Below are 12,982 nucleotides of genomic sequence, written 5' to 3'. Positions count from 1 at the left end.
CGCGCGACCACTCCTTGCAAAAATCTGGACCAAAAAGTGACCGACTCCGCCGCCTTCGGCGGCTTCGTCGGTGAACCGCTCGCTCACTACGTTCGCTCGCGGATGCTCAACTCGCACGCTCTCTTTCACGGCTGGTTCGACTGTGAGATCGTGAAATAAACACCGTAATAAGTCTTCTATAACTGCCTGGATACTGTCGGCTGTCCGTCCCTGAAACCGGGATCTATTATCTCTTGAAACAGTCACGGTCGACAGTCTACGCGGAGGCGGGGACGCTGGTTCGCGACCGACGCCGGCGAATCGGCCCGTTTTTCTTTCACCCCGCGGATCCCCAGATATGAGCGAGATCGACGTCCCGGAAAGCCACCCCCGGTACCAGTCGTTGCTCACGCGACACCGCATCGAGGCGGGCGTCGAGAAGGGGATCACGAGCAAACAGGGGTTGATCGCCGAGGGGCGCGGCGAGGCGTTCGACTACCTGCTCGGCGAGGAGACGATCCGCTCGGCCGACGAGGCCGCCCGCGCCGCCGCCGCGGTGTTGCTTTTCGCCGAGCGACCCGTGCTCTCGGTGAACGGCAACGTCGCCGCCCTCGTTCCCGGCGAGATCCTCGAACTGGCCGCCGCCGTCGACGCCGACGTCGAGGTGAACCTCTTCAACTGGACCGACGAGCGGATGCGGGCCATCGTTGAGCACCTCCGGGAACACTGGACAGAAGCGATCGACGACGCCGGCGTCGAACTGCGTGGACTCGCCGCGGACGCCCGAATTCCCGGACTCGATCACGAGCGCGCGAAGGTCGACGCCGACGGCATCGGCGGCGCCGACGTGGTACTCGTCCCGCTGGAGGACGGCGACCGGGCGGAAGCGCTCGCAGCGATGGGCAAAACCGAGATCGTGATCGACCTCAATCCGCTGTCGCGCTCGGCGCAGTCGGCGTCGGTGCCGATCGTCGACAACATCCTCCGGGCGGTCCCGAACATCACCGAGCACGCCCGCGACCTCCAGTCGGCGTCCCGGTCGGAACTGGAGGCGATCGCGGGCGAGTTCGACCGCGAGGCGGCGCTGTCGGCGGCAGAAGACGCGATCCGGTCCGGCGATCTGACGTGAGGGCGAGACGGTATCCGACGGCTGCCCGGCCAGCGATTCCTATGCGTCCCGTAACTCTGCCTCGGTGAGCGCGTCGTTGAGGTCGTCGCGGACGAACTCGCCGGTCTCTCTGTCCATCGCGGTCGTCACGACGCGGTTCTCCTGGACGCTCGACCCGTCCCGCAGCAGCAGGCGGACGTTGCCGTTGTCGTCGGCGCGGGTCACCTTCGCCCGCAGGCCGGTTTGGGAGCCCATCCCGCCGGCGTCGATCGGTCCCGGCACGATCTTCTTCACGTGCGGGTGGCCGGCGACGACGCCGATGGCCCGTCTCCCCGCGCGGCCGCCGATCAGCGTCGAGTGAGCGCCGCCGAGTTTCTCCTGCGGCGGCGTCTCGACCACCTCCAGCGAGCGCTCCCCGCGGCGTTCCAGGACGCGCTCGACGGGATCGTCGCCCGCGATGCGGTAGAACTCGTGGTGCAGTTGCGCACGTGCCTCCCGGAGGACGTCGCGGTTCCCCGCAGCGAACACGGTCTCGGGCCGCTTGCGACGGACCTCGTCGGCGACGCGGCCCGCGAAGTTCCGGAGTTCGACGACCTCCGCTTCGGGGTCCTCCTCCGGGACGGTCGTCAGCGCGGTCCGGCCGACGACCGTCTCCTCGTCGAGCATCGTCAGTTCGGCGCGGTCCCGCTCGAAGACGACGACGACGGCGTCGCAGTTGGCCGTGTTGCAGGCCAGACAGTAGTCGCCGGGGCGTTCGAGAGGCGTACCGCACCGCCGACAGTCCATACCGGTCGCAGACGACGGGTGAACAAAAGGACGGCTATGTGGGACTACAGTTCGGTCGGACTCGTCTTCAGATATTCTCGTAAGAGCACCGTCGCGTACGACCCCGACGGGAGCGAGAAGCCGAGTTCGTACGCGCCCTCGCTCGGTTCGCACTCGACGCCGACGCGCGTCCGCAGGAGAACCGCCCGCCGCGTCCCCGTCGAGTGGAACTCGCCCGGAAGGTCGAAATCGTCGGGCGCGAGACCCAGTTCGTCGAGCACGGCGCGCTCGGCGTCGCCGGGCTCGCCGTCGGCCAGTTCCGTTTCGGTGCCGACGAGCGGCGCGGTCACGAACGCCCGACCGCGCTCGCAGTGTCGTTGCATCACGTCGACGCGGCGCTCGCTTGCGACCTGCGTCCGGTCGGTGTCCGGGCGGTAGAGTCCCTCGGGCGCGTCGGTGTCGGCGAAACAGACGACGTCGCCCGCGACTGGGCGGGCCAGCGGGAGCCCCCGGGAGAGCCGCTCGCTGACGATACGGTTGAACGCGTACGACTGGGCGGCGTTGACAAAGAGCCGCTGGAGGTTCTCCGGGACGGCTTCCAGCGCGTGGCGCCAGTCGGCGGGCGTCTCGTCGCCGTCGGCCGCGAGGCGGTGCAGCATCGACCGCTCGAAGCGGAGCGCCCCGGGCATCCGATCGAGCGCACCGTCCCAGTCGGGGTCTGCCGTCTCGGCCTGCTCGTCGACGAACGCCCGGGCTTCCTGCGTCGCCTCCGGTTCGGCGTCGTAGGGGTTGCCGACGTACGTCAGCACCGCCTCGCGCCACTCGCCGCGGGAGAGACTCAGGCCGACCTCGTGGGTGACGGGCCGGCGGCTCCCGAACCGCTGGTGGCCGAAGTAGTTCGGGACCGCGACGTCGACGGGGGCGGCTTCTTCGCTGCGCTTTTCCTCGGCGTCGTCGCCGCGGTGCTCCCCGGCGTCGCCGTCGCTTTTGTTTGCTTTCCCGCGTTCGCCGTGTACCCGCGCGTGCAACTCGTCGGTGATCGTCCCGACGGTCCCGACGTCGGCGTCGCGGACGCGGATCTCGAAGGCGTTGCCGGCCAGATCGCCGAAGTGGAGTTGGCGCCCGACGCGGCCCAGGACCTCGATTTCGGCGTCGGAGATCTCGGGGACGTCGTCTGGGTCGACGTTTGCGAGGGTGAATAGCTGCGTCGTGACCGCGTGCTTGTCCTTCGTCCCCGCCCAGGAGATCCGCTCGCGACTCGCCCCCAGCGCGTTCGAGAGGCGCTGGACGAAGTCGTTCGTGTCCCACCGGTACAGCGTGGCCCGGATCAGCAGGTGCGGATAGTCACCGGGGTCGGACGCGAGGGGTTCCGGGTCCATCCGCTCGAGTTCCCGGACGCGGAAGTCCTCGGGCGTCGTTCGCAGGCGGCCGCCGGTCCCGTCGGCGTCGCTGTCGTAGTACTCGATGCCGACGCGCCGTTCGAGCGGGTGTGCCTCGCGCATTCGGTCGGATCGGGATTCCCGCCCAGGGAGTAAGGTCTCTCCGGTTCCGGAGCGACCTCAGCCGCCAAAGCTGTGGGTCTCCGTCACCTCGGCGTCGTTTCCGCCCCTGCCTTGCCGTCGACCTCCGCTGCCGTCCGTTCGGCTGTCGGCGTCGCGGTCGTCGGCCTGCCGATCGGCGCTTTCGTCCTCGGTTCCCTGAGCGGCGTCCCGGTCGTTGTCCCGGCTTTCGACGCCGCTGTTTGGCGTTTCCCGGCTGGAGTCCGTCCTTGGTTCCCGCTCCATCCCGGTGATCTCGAACCGCGCGCCGCCGGCGTCGGACTCGCCGACGGTGACGTCCCAGCCGTGGGCCTCCGCGGCGGCGGCGACGATATTCAGTCCGAAGCCCGTCCCGCCGTCGGCGGTTGTGTATCCGTACTCGAAGATCCGGTCCGGATCGGCCGCTCCGATCCCGGGGCCGTCGTCGGCGACGACGACACCCTCGGGGAGCGCCGAGACCGTCACTGTGACGTCGGCGCCGTCCGCGCTCCCGTGTCTGATCCCGTTCTCGAAGAGGTTCTCGAAGAGGCGCCGCAGCCGTCCCTCGTCGGCCGTGACGGCCCCCAGGTCGTCGTCGACGACGAGTTCGGCCTCGATCTCGCTTCGGTCTCTGCCCCGGAAGTGGTGTCGCGCGCCGGCATCGTCCCCGCCGACCGCCTCCCAGGCCGCAGTCACCAGGTCATTCAGATCGACCCGTGTGAGTTCAGTGACCCGACCCCCCTCGTCGACGAGCGTGCGGACGTCGTCGACGATGGCGGCCATCCGGTCGTGGACGCGGTCCAGCCGATTCAGGAACTCCTCGCCACCCTCGACTGTCGACCGCAGGATGTCCACCTGCGCCTGGGCGGCGTTCAGAGGGCTCCGGAGGTCGTGAGACAGCACCTCCCCGAACCGTTCGAGTTCGCGCTCGCGCTCCACGCGGTCAGTCACGTCTCGGACGACGCACGCGAGACAGTCCCGCCCGTCGACCGTCGTCGTCGACACAGTGGATTCGGCCCAGAACGTCGATCCGTCGGCCCGCTCGGCCTCCCAGAGGTAGGTCGCCGAGCCAGTTTCCGCGGCCGCCCCGCGGGCCGCCGTTCGCGCGTCGGCCGCTCGCTCCGGATCCGCGGCGTAGACAGCGGGATCGAGGTCGCGGAACGTCTCGGGGGAGTAACCGAAGATCGCCTCGACGGCGTCGTTGACCGCGACGGTCGCGCCGCTCTCGGCGTCGCGGACGATCACGGCGTCGCCGAGGTCGTCCACGATCGCCGGGAGCGTGCACTCGGTGTCCGACCCCCCGGAATCGCTCATTGTCTGCTTCTCAGTTCGGACCCGTGGTAAGTCGTTTGGCCGTTTCGCCGCCCCACGGACGGCCCTGCTTGCGGAACCGATCAGTACAGCGAAAGATCGCCCGTCACCCGGTCGATCTCCGCCTCGTCGCCGGGACCGACCGCCAGACAGGTCACCGTCCCCGGGTCCAGCTGAGTGTGACCGGCGTCCCGAACGATCGCGTTCGGCAGCCCGAGCCGTTGGGCCTCGTCGGCGAGGCGGAACAGCTCCGATTCGCCGCTGGCTTTGAGCACGACCTTCTTTTGCCCCTCTCCTTTCCACCGTTTTCTCGTCCGCTCGTCGGCGTCTTCGTAGGCCGACAGGGAGGCGTGTGCGACCTGCGCGGCGAGTTTGCCGCGCCCCATCCCGAGGTCAGTCCGGGCGACGATGGCCTGTTTCATACGCGATTCTGGCGCGCGATGTCGTATATGTCCTCGCTTTGCCGCGGGGTGGAAGCGTCATAATTATAAGGGATCTCACTCACCGGAATCTGTGCCCTCCACAATCGGTCCCAGTTCGTTCTTCGCGGCAGTATTGCTCCTCGTCGGAACCGGCCTCGCCGGGTACGGCGCGTACGATTACACCCAGCAGTCGGACGCGATCGAAGACGCGGTGGCCGTGGACGCGACGATCGTCGAGACCGACGTCGAGACGGTCTCCAGCAAGGGAGACCAGTCTCACAAACCGACCGTGTCCTTCGAGTACCGCTACGACGGCACGGCGTACACCGGCGACCGGATCTTCCCGTCGGACGTGAGCCCGAAGTACGAGACGCACTCGAAGGCGCAGTCGATCGCACAGGAGTACGAATCGGGAGAGACGGTCACCGCGTACGTCGATCCGGCGGCGCCCGGCGACGCGTTCCTCGAGAAGCGACGGTCGACGTATTCGCTGAAGCTCGCGGGGATCGGGGCCCTGATCGTGCTCGTCACGCTCGGGTCCCGCGTCCGGTCGTCGCTGAACATCTAGAACGGTCTCTCGGTCGAGCGATTTCGCACGAGGCCGATCGCCGGAGCGACCCGGCCGCGACGCGCCGGTCCCTTCGACCCCCCGGACCGCCCCGGTCGGAAGCGGGTGACTTTACATCGGTCGCTCACACTCACCTGTACGATGATACTCTCGGACGACGACATCCTCGCGCGCCTGGAGGCCGGCGACCTCGTCGTCGAACCCATCGACGACCTCGATATGCAGGTCCAGCCGGCGAGTCTGGACCTCCGACTGGGCGAGGAGTTTCTGGAGTTCCAGCGGACGAACATCTCGTGCATCCACCCGAACCGCGAGTCGGAGGTCTCCAAGTACGTGAGCGAGACAACCGTCCCGGAGGGCGAGGAGTTCATCCTCCACCCCGGCGACTTCGTGCTCGGAACGACCAAAGAGCGCGTCGAGATCCCGCCGGATCTGCTTGCGAGCGTCGAGGGGCGCTCCTCGCTCGGCCGACTCGCCGTCGTGATTCACGCGACTGCAGGGATCGTCGACCCGGGCTACAAGGGACAGATCACGCTCGAACTCTCGAATCTCGGGACCGCGCCGGTCGCACTCACCCCCGGGATGCGCGTCTCACAGCTGATCTTCACCGAACTCACCCAGCCCGCGGCGCGCCCCTACGGCGTCGAGCGCGGCTCGAAGTACCAGGGCCAGGAGGGCCCGCAAGCGTCCCGGATCGGCGCCGATCCCGAGTTCGCCGGGGGAGGAGGTGACGGGACTGACGCCGGAGCGAAAGAGACGGATGGAGGTGCAAAAGGGGAATGAGATTCATCGAGGAGGTCGTCGTCGAGGAGTTCCTCCCGACGTTTCGATCGATGCTGGCGGCGGAACTCCGCGAGCGGGGGCTCACCCAGCACGAAGTGGCCGAAACGCTGGGCATCAGCCAGAGCGCCGTCTCGAAGTACGCACACGGTGAGATCAACCGCCGCGAGGAGGTACTGTCGGACGAGCGGGTCGCCGACCTCGTCGAACGGATCGCGGACGGCCTGACGACTGGCGATATGACCAGCGTGCAGGCGCTCGTCGAGGCGGAGGTGCTCGTCCGCCGACTCGAGGAGGGCGATCTCCTCGCGCGACTCCACGAACAAGCGATGCCGGAACTGGCGGAATACGACGGGTACGGCCGGATCCACGACCCCGAGAGCGCCCTCCGGACGAGCGAGCAGGTGCGCTCGTCGGTGCGGCGGGCGCTCCGCCGACTGACAAACACGAGCGGCTTCGCCGGGCTCATCCCGAACGTCGGCTCGAACCTCGTGGAGTGTCTCCCCGAGGCGGCGACCGTGGACGACGTCGCGGGCGTCCCCGGGCGGATCTTCGACGTGAAGGGTCGCGCGACGGTCCCCGGCGATCCGGAGTTCGGCGTCAGCGAGCACGTCGCCTCCGTGCTCCTGTCGGCCCGTGACGCCGGCCGCGACGTCCGCGCCGCGATCAATATCTGCTACGACCCGGAGATCGTCGCGACGCTCGAAGCGGCCGGCTACGACGCCGTGGAGTTCGACCCGGACGCGCCGACCGATCCGATCCGCGAGTCCCTCGCCGACCGCGAGGACCTCCCAGAAACGTTCGTCTGTTATCAGACCGGCGGCTACGGCATCGAACCGATCACCTACGTCCTCGGCCCCGACGCCGACGCGGTCGTCGCGGCGGTCAAGGAACTGCTCCGGGGGTGACGGATGGCTTTCGATGACCGCGACGACGCCGATGACGTCAGTTCAGACGCGGACCGTGCTGCGGGCATCCGCGCGACACAGGAGTTTTACACCCGTTACGCGACCCTGTACGATCTGATCGCCCGACGGACGCCCGGCGTGGCGCGACTCCGGGCGGCGGTCGTCGACGCGCTCGACCCGGGCCGCGGTGACGTCGTCGTCGAGATGGGCTGTGGGACCGGCGCGAACTTCCCGAAACTCCGCGAGCGGGTCGGCCGCGGCGGCGTCGTGGTCGGCGTCGACGTCGCTCCCGGACCGCTTGCGATCGCCCGGGAGCGGATTACCCGGGCCGGCTGGCACAACGTCCACGTCGTTCGCGGCGACGCCGCCCGGCCGCCGATCGCCGACGCCGACGCGGTTCTGGCGACGTTCCTCTCGGGGATGCTCACAGACCCCGCCGCGGCGGTCGACACGTGGGCGGACCTCGTCGGTCCGGGTGGGCGGCTCGCACTGCTCGATCTCGGACGGACCGCCCGCCCGCTCGCCCGGCCGCTGAACCTGCCGTTCCGAGCGCTCGTTCGCGCATCCGCTCCACCCGGGTCAGGCGAGCGACACGGGGCGTCACCGACGCGCGCGCTCGACCGGCGACTCCTGGCGGCGCACCGCGAACTCGACCGCGTCTGCGAGGACGTCGCGCGTAAGACCCGGACGCTGGGCTTCGCCCGCATCGCCGGCGGTCGGGTGTCGGGGTCGCGGGAGCGGTAATTCGACGGGTCGGGTCGCGACCGGCAGACCGCACTGCTCTCCAGCCCGCGGTCGTGTGTGGATCGCACCCGGCGCCGAACGACTTACCCCGTTCACGGTCGTATTCGACGGACGATGATCCGATCAGCCACATCCGACTCCCTGCTGCACCGTTCGAGCCGATCGCCGCGGTACCGAGGTGAGCGCCGATGAATATGCTCGTCGACGGCGAGTGGCACACCGACACCTACGAGACGACCAACGAGGCCGGCGAGTTCGACAGACAGGAGACGTCGTTCCGCGACTGGATCCAGGACGACCCGGACGCCGAATATCCGGCGGAATCCGGCCGCTATCACGTCTATATCTCCCGGGCCTGTCCCTGGGCGCATCGCGTCGCGATGACCCGGCGGCTGAAGGGTCTCGAAGACGACATCTCGCTTTCGATCGTCGAACCCGTCCGCCACGACGACGGCTGGGAGTTCTCCGAGGAGTACCCCGATCCGCTCTACGGCGAGGCGTACCTCCGCGACATCTACACCCGCGCGGACCCGGAGTTCACAGGCCGGGTGACCGTCCCGGTCCTGTGGGACAAAGAACAGGAGACCGTCGTCAACAACGAGTCCCGCGAGATTATGCGGATGCTCGACACCGAATTCGATGGCGACGTCGACCTCTGGCCGGCGGGCTACCGCGAGGAAGTCGACGAGGCGATCGACGAGATCTACGACCCCATCAACAACGGCGTCTACCGCGCCGGGTTCGCGGACACCCAGGCGGCATACGAGACTGCGGTCGACGATGTTTTCGACGCGCTCGATCACTGGGAGTCGGTCCTCGACGACCAGCGCTTCCTCGCGGGCGAGGTGCTCACCGAGGCGGATATCGCGATGTTCGCGACGCTGGTCCGATTCGATCACGTCTACCACACCCATTTCAAATGCAACCGCCGGGCGATCCACGAGTACCCGAACCTCTGGAACTACACGAAGGAGCTGTACCAGCTCCCGGGCGTCGCCGAGACGGTGAACGTCGACCACATCACCCGGCACTACTACAAGAGCCACGGCGACGTGAACCCGAAGCGACTCGTCCCGGCGGGCCCCGACATCGACTTCTCGGAGCCGCACGACCGCGATCGGCTGCCGGCTGATCTCCCTGCGGCGCTCCAGGGTGACGCTCCCGTCGCAGACGACTGAGACGAAGCGTCCATCCGCAGTCGAACCCCCTGCCCGCTCCGTCGCCTTCTTGTCCGCCGCCTCCCACTCCCCGGTATGACTGACGACGACCCCGCGGCGACGACGCCGTCGGAGACGCGACGCGGCACGCCCGGCGGCGGCGTCCGCCCGTCCGCCGACGACATCGAATCCGCCGCGCCCGAGGAGTTCGGCCTGGTGCAGGCGTGGTGGGGCGACGGGAAGGGCAAGACCACCGCGGCGCTCGGGATGGCGTTCCGCGCGGCGGGCCACGGCTACCGCGTTCATCTCCTCCAGTTTTTGAAGGGCGGCGCGGACTCCGTCGAGAGCGTCCGCGGCGAGTACAACGCCATCGCGGCCGTGCCGGGCATCTCCTACGAGAACACCGGCCACTACGGCTGGCACGGGATGCTCGACGGCTCCGACGAGGACGAACACCGGGCGAAGGCCCGCGGCGCACTCGCGCGCGCTGAGGATCTCATCGAAGCCGCAACCGACGCGGACCTGACCGCGCCCCTCGATCTCGACGCCGATCCCGAGGCGGGCGTTCATATGCTCGTCCTCGACGAGATCCTCTATGCGGTCGATCAGGGACTCGTCGACGAGTCCGCGGTGCTCGATCTGATCGACGCGAAGCCCGAGGACCTCGAACTCGTCCTGACCGGGAGCCACACCGAGCCGACGTACCTCCTCGATTCCGCCGACCTGGTCAGCGAGGTCCGGAAACTGAAGCATCCCTTCGACGCGGGGACCCGCGCGCGGAAGGGCACCGAGTACTGACCAACTCCACCCACTACCTGCACCGATGGCCGATTCTCCCGACCACGCGATCGACGCCCCCGACCACGCGATCGACGCCCCCGACCACGCGATCGACGCCCCCGACCACGCGATCGACGCCCCCGACCACGCGACCGACGCCCCCGACCACGCGACCGACGCCCCCGACCACGCGACCGACGCCCCCGACCACGCGACCGACGCCACCACCGTCCTCGTCGCCGGCACCGCGAGCCACGTCGGCAAGAGCACCGTCGCCGCGGGTCTCTGTCGCCGCCTCGCGGACATTGGTCTCGACGTCGCGCCGTTCAAGGCGCAGAATATGAGTAACGAGGCGCGCGCGGTCGTGCGGCCGGAAGCGGTCCGGCAGGAGGAGCCAGCCGCGTCCACGCCCGGACGGGATGCCGACCGCGACCGCGAGATTCCGGCCTTCGGCGAGATCGGCGTCTCCCAGTACGTTCAGGCGCGGGCGGCCGGCGTCCGCCCGACGACAGATCACAACCCCGTCCTGCTCAAGCCCCGCGGCGAGGGCGAGTCCCAGCTCGTCGTCGACGGCGTCGCGGTCGGCCACTACGCCGCGGGCGACTACTACGCCGAACACTGGGAGGATGCCCGCGCGGCGGCCGAAGCGGCCCACGCGCGTCTGGCGGCCGCACACGACGTCGTCGTCGCTGAGGGCGCCGGGTCGATCGCGGAGGTGAACTTCCACGACCGCGACTTAGCGAACGTCGAGACGGCGCGCTTCGCCGACGCGCGGATCCTCCTCGTCGCCGATATCGAACGCGGCGGCGTCTTCGCGTCGATCCTGGGGACCGTGGAACTGCTGCCCGAGGACGTCCGCGAGCGGGTCGTCGGCGTCGCTATCACGAAGTTCCGCGGCGATCGGTCGTTGCTTGATTCCGGGATCGACGAGATCGAATCCCGGACCGGCGTGCCCGTGCTCGCGGTCCTCCCTTACGACGACCCCGGGCTCCCCGAGGAGGACAGCGTCTCGCTGCCGGCCGTCGGCGAGCGAGCGGTCCGCGGCGGGGACGACGGCGTGCCGGACGCACAGAGCGTCACCGTCGCCGTGCCGCGACTCCCCCGTGCGTCTAACACCGCCGACGTCGACCCGCTCGCCGCCGTCCCGGGTGTCCGCGTCGCGTTCGTGCCACTCGACGCGTCGCTGTCGGAGGCCGACGCAGTCGTGCTGACAGGCACGAAGAACACCGCGGACGACCTGCGCGCGATCCGGGAAGCGGACCTGCACCAGCGCCTGCGAGCGTTCGAGGGCCCCGTCGTCGGCCTCTGCGGCGGGTACCAGCTCCTCGGCGAGCGCCTCGTCGCCGCCGACGTCGAGAGTGTCGCCGACGATTCGACGCTCCGGGGGGTCGGACTGCTGCCGGTCGAGACCACCTTTTCGCGGCGAAAGCGTGTCTCGCCGGCGCAGTGGCACGTGGATGGGACAGGACCACTCGCGGGCGCGTCGGGCGTCGTCGACGGGTACGAGATCCACGCAGGCGAGACGCGGCCGGTTGCGCTCGCGCGCGACGAGCCGGTCGATGCACCCCGCGAGGAGTCGGCCGCGACGCCCGCAGCCGCATCGATCGAGACGCCGTTCTCCGCCGCCGACAGGGAGCCGATCTCCCTCGGCGCTGCGACGGGAACGGTCCTCGGAACCTACCTTCACGGGCTCTTCGAGAACGATTCGGTGCGCACGGCGTTCGTCGAAGCCGTCTTCGAGTACGCGGGAGTCTCGCGGCCGGGGGCGTCCCCGTCACAGGCGGCCGCGACCGCGGGCGATCCCGCTGAGTCGTCAGATCCCTACGCGCGTGCCGCTGCTCTCGTCGAACCGGTCCCGCTCGACGCGCTCTGTCCGGACGTGGAGCGCTGACCACCGGAGCGGGGCACAGCAGCCACTGACCACCGGAGCGGGACATAGAAGCTGCTGACCACCAAAGCGGGACAGAAGCTATAGTCCGTCGCTGTCCCACTTGTCCGTATGGCCGAGACCTGCACGGAGGCAGAGTGCGACCGGACTGCGGCGGTCCGACTCCACATTCCGTGGGCCGAAAACAGAGTCGTCTGTGCGGCCCACGGCCGGGCGCTCGGACAGCAGGACGGCGTCGTGGTCGAGCCGCTTCCCGACGCCGACGGGCGGGAAGGGTGGCCCGGTTAGATCCAGACGGCCATCATCACCTCGTCGACGTACTCGCCGTCGATCCGGTAGTGGTCCTCGCGCGTGGCCTCGATCTCCCAGCCGTGGTCTTTGAGGAACTCGACCGCCTTCTCGTTCGTCGAGGGGATACTGTTGTAGATGCGTTCGTACCCCTCCTCGCTCGCCCACTCCAGTCCGCGCTGGAGCAGGTGGCTGCCGATCCCGTTGCGGCGGTACTCCGGAAGCACACCGACGGTGAGTTCCGCGGTGTGCTCCAGCTTCTCCAGTTCAGGATGGGTCAGGTTGGTCCACCCGACGACGTCGCCGTCGACGGTGGCGACGAAGAACACCCGTGACTGGACGTCGTCGTGGCGGAAGAGCACCCGCTCGTTGTCGAGGATGTCGGCGATGTTCTCCGCGACGACGTCGCGCCCGTCGGCGACAGTCTCGCGGATCACCTCGACGAGTCCCGAGTGATCCGGCTGTCGCGCGGGGCGAATCGAGAAGGACACGTCCCCCTCGGAGAACGTCGTCGCGGTGTCGCTGTCGAAATCGCCCTCGAACGTGGTCTCCAGTTTGCCGTTCGTCTCTTTGAGGCGCCCGTCCCGTTTGAGGATCGTGACGTGGTTTCCGAACGCCCCCTGATCGAACCCGAGTTCGTCCTGGACCTGCTCGTGGTCGACCGGCCCGAACTCGTCGACGTACTCGTAGATGGCCTCCCGGCTCTTGTGGTCGAGGGTCTCGTTCATACGTGACCGTTCCACACACAACTACTTATGATTAATTAT

The 12,982-nt window shown here is 68.7% G+C and carries 14 protein-coding genes; 9 read left to right on the top strand and 5 right to left on the bottom strand.

Annotation, left to right across the window (positions count from 1 at the left end):
* Positions 1–337 precede the first annotated feature (337 nt).
* Positions 338–1,108: a 4-phosphopantoate--beta-alanine ligase gene (locus RJT48_RS06535; RefSeq protein WP_311171450.1), complete on the top strand. Its 771-nt coding sequence runs from the start codon at positions 338–340 to the stop codon at positions 1,106–1,108.
* A 39-nt stretch (positions 1,109–1,147) separates the two neighbouring features.
* On the opposite strand, the gene RJT48_RS06530 is transcribed toward RJT48_RS06535, so the two are convergent.
* The 4 genes from RJT48_RS06530 to pth2 form a co-directional block, all read right to left on the bottom strand.
* Complete coding sequence (locus RJT48_RS06530) at positions 1,148–1,873, bottom strand: DUF2103 domain-containing protein (protein WP_311171449.1); 726 nt, start codon at positions 1,871–1,873, stop codon at positions 1,148–1,150.
* A gap of 44 nt (positions 1,874–1,917) precedes the next feature.
* Entirely contained in the window at positions 1,918–3,354 is a 1,437-nt protein-coding gene (truD, locus tag RJT48_RS06525) for a tRNA pseudouridine(13) synthase TruD (RefSeq protein ID WP_311171447.1), read from the bottom strand.
* Between the two features lie 57 nt (positions 3,355–3,411).
* Complete coding sequence (locus RJT48_RS06520) at positions 3,412–4,683, bottom strand: PAS domain-containing sensor histidine kinase (protein ID WP_311171446.1); 1,272 nt, start codon at positions 4,681–4,683, stop codon at positions 3,412–3,414.
* A gap of 80 nt (positions 4,684–4,763) precedes the next feature.
* Positions 4,764–5,102 (bottom strand): peptidyl-tRNA hydrolase Pth2, encoded by a 339-nt coding sequence (pth2, locus tag RJT48_RS06515; protein WP_311171445.1) that lies wholly within the window; start codon positions 5,100–5,102, stop codon positions 4,764–4,766.
* Positions 5,103–5,193: 91 nt separating this feature from the next.
* On the opposite strand from pth2, the gene RJT48_RS06510 reads away from it, so the two are divergent.
* The 8 genes from RJT48_RS06510 to RJT48_RS06475 all read left to right on the top strand — a co-directional run bounded on the left by RJT48_RS06510 (position 5,194) and on the right by RJT48_RS06475 (position 12,215).
* Positions 5,194–5,670, top strand: coding sequence for a DUF3592 domain-containing protein (locus RJT48_RS06510; protein ID WP_311171443.1), 477 nt, complete (start codon positions 5,194–5,196; stop codon positions 5,668–5,670).
* A 141-nt stretch (positions 5,671–5,811) separates the two neighbouring features.
* Positions 5,812–6,453, top strand: coding sequence for a dCTP deaminase (gene dcd / locus RJT48_RS06505; RefSeq protein WP_311171442.1), 642 nt, complete (start codon positions 5,812–5,814; stop codon positions 6,451–6,453).
* Positions 6,450–7,358: a thiamine-phosphate synthase family protein gene (locus RJT48_RS06500; protein WP_311171441.1), complete on the top strand. Its 909-nt coding sequence runs from the start codon at positions 6,450–6,452 to the stop codon at positions 7,356–7,358. The genes dcd and RJT48_RS06500 overlap by 4 nt, the downstream gene beginning before the upstream one ends.
* Before the next feature lie 3 nt (positions 7,359–7,361).
* A complete protein-coding gene (locus tag RJT48_RS06495; protein WP_311171440.1) occupies positions 7,362–8,102 on the top strand; it encodes a class I SAM-dependent methyltransferase in 741 nt (246 codons plus the stop codon).
* A gap of 188 nt (positions 8,103–8,290) precedes the next feature.
* Positions 8,291–9,280, top strand: a complete 990-nt coding sequence (locus tag RJT48_RS06490) for a glutathione S-transferase family protein (RefSeq protein WP_311171439.1) — start codon at positions 8,291–8,293, stop codon at positions 9,278–9,280.
* Between the two features lie 75 nt (positions 9,281–9,355).
* Entirely contained in the window at positions 9,356–10,057 is a 702-nt protein-coding gene (locus tag RJT48_RS06485; protein WP_311171438.1) for a cob(I)yrinic acid a,c-diamide adenosyltransferase, read from the top strand.
* A 25-nt stretch (positions 10,058–10,082) separates the two neighbouring features.
* Positions 10,083–11,930, top strand: coding sequence for a cobyric acid synthase (locus RJT48_RS06480; protein ID WP_311171437.1), 1,848 nt, complete (start codon positions 10,083–10,085; stop codon positions 11,928–11,930).
* 108 nt (positions 11,931–12,038) lie between these two features.
* Positions 12,039–12,215, top strand: a complete 177-nt coding sequence (locus tag RJT48_RS06475; RefSeq protein ID WP_311171436.1) for a DUF8014 family protein — start codon at positions 12,039–12,041, stop codon at positions 12,213–12,215.
* Here the strand turns inward: RJT48_RS06475 and RJT48_RS06470 are convergent.
* On the bottom strand, positions 12,212–12,943 hold the full coding sequence (locus RJT48_RS06470; RefSeq protein WP_311171435.1) for a GNAT family N-acetyltransferase: 732 nt from the start codon (positions 12,941–12,943) through the stop codon (positions 12,212–12,214). The genes RJT48_RS06475 and RJT48_RS06470 overlap by 4 nt on opposite strands.
* Positions 12,944–12,982: the final 39 nt, after the last annotated feature.

Source organism: Halobellus ordinarius (assembly GCF_031823395.1).
GTDB lineage: Archaea > Halobacteriota > Halobacteria > Halobacteriales > Haloferacaceae > Haloquadratum > Haloquadratum ordinarius.
Note: the sequence above shows the minus strand (reverse complement) of the source record. Positions and strands in the feature narration are given on the sequence as shown.

Coding starts and splice junctions, on each gene's coding strand:
- RJT48_RS06535 (WP_311171450.1), top strand. CDS start 338: ATGAGCGAGATCGACGTCCCGGAAAGCCACCCCCGGTACCAGTCGTTG.
- RJT48_RS06530 (WP_311171449.1), bottom strand. CDS start 1,873: ATGGACTGTCGGCGGTGCGGTACGCCTCTCGAACGCCCCGGCGACTAC.
- truD (WP_311171447.1), bottom strand. CDS start 3,354: ATGCGCGAGGCACACCCGCTCGAACGGCGCGTCGGCATCGAGTACTAC.
- RJT48_RS06520 (WP_311171446.1), bottom strand. CDS start 4,683: ATGAGCGATTCCGGGGGGTCGGACACCGAGTGCACGCTCCCGGCGATC.
- pth2 (WP_311171445.1), bottom strand. CDS start 5,102: ATGAAACAGGCCATCGTCGCCCGGACTGACCTCGGGATGGGGCGCGGC.
- dcd (WP_311171442.1), top strand. CDS start 5,812: ATGATACTCTCGGACGACGACATCCTCGCGCGCCTGGAGGCCGGCGAC.
- RJT48_RS06500 (WP_311171441.1), top strand. CDS start 6,450: ATGAGATTCATCGAGGAGGTCGTCGTCGAGGAGTTCCTCCCGACGTTT.
- RJT48_RS06495 (WP_311171440.1), top strand. CDS start 7,362: ATGGCTTTCGATGACCGCGACGACGCCGATGACGTCAGTTCAGACGCG.
- RJT48_RS06490 (WP_311171439.1), top strand. CDS start 8,291: ATGAATATGCTCGTCGACGGCGAGTGGCACACCGACACCTACGAGACG.
- RJT48_RS06485 (WP_311171438.1), top strand. CDS start 9,356: ATGACTGACGACGACCCCGCGGCGACGACGCCGTCGGAGACGCGACGC.
- RJT48_RS06480 (WP_311171437.1), top strand. CDS start 10,083: ATGGCCGATTCTCCCGACCACGCGATCGACGCCCCCGACCACGCGATC.
- RJT48_RS06475 (WP_311171436.1), top strand. CDS start 12,039: ATGGCCGAGACCTGCACGGAGGCAGAGTGCGACCGGACTGCGGCGGTC.
- RJT48_RS06470 (WP_311171435.1), bottom strand. CDS start 12,943: ATGAACGAGACCCTCGACCACAAGAGCCGGGAGGCCATCTACGAGTAC.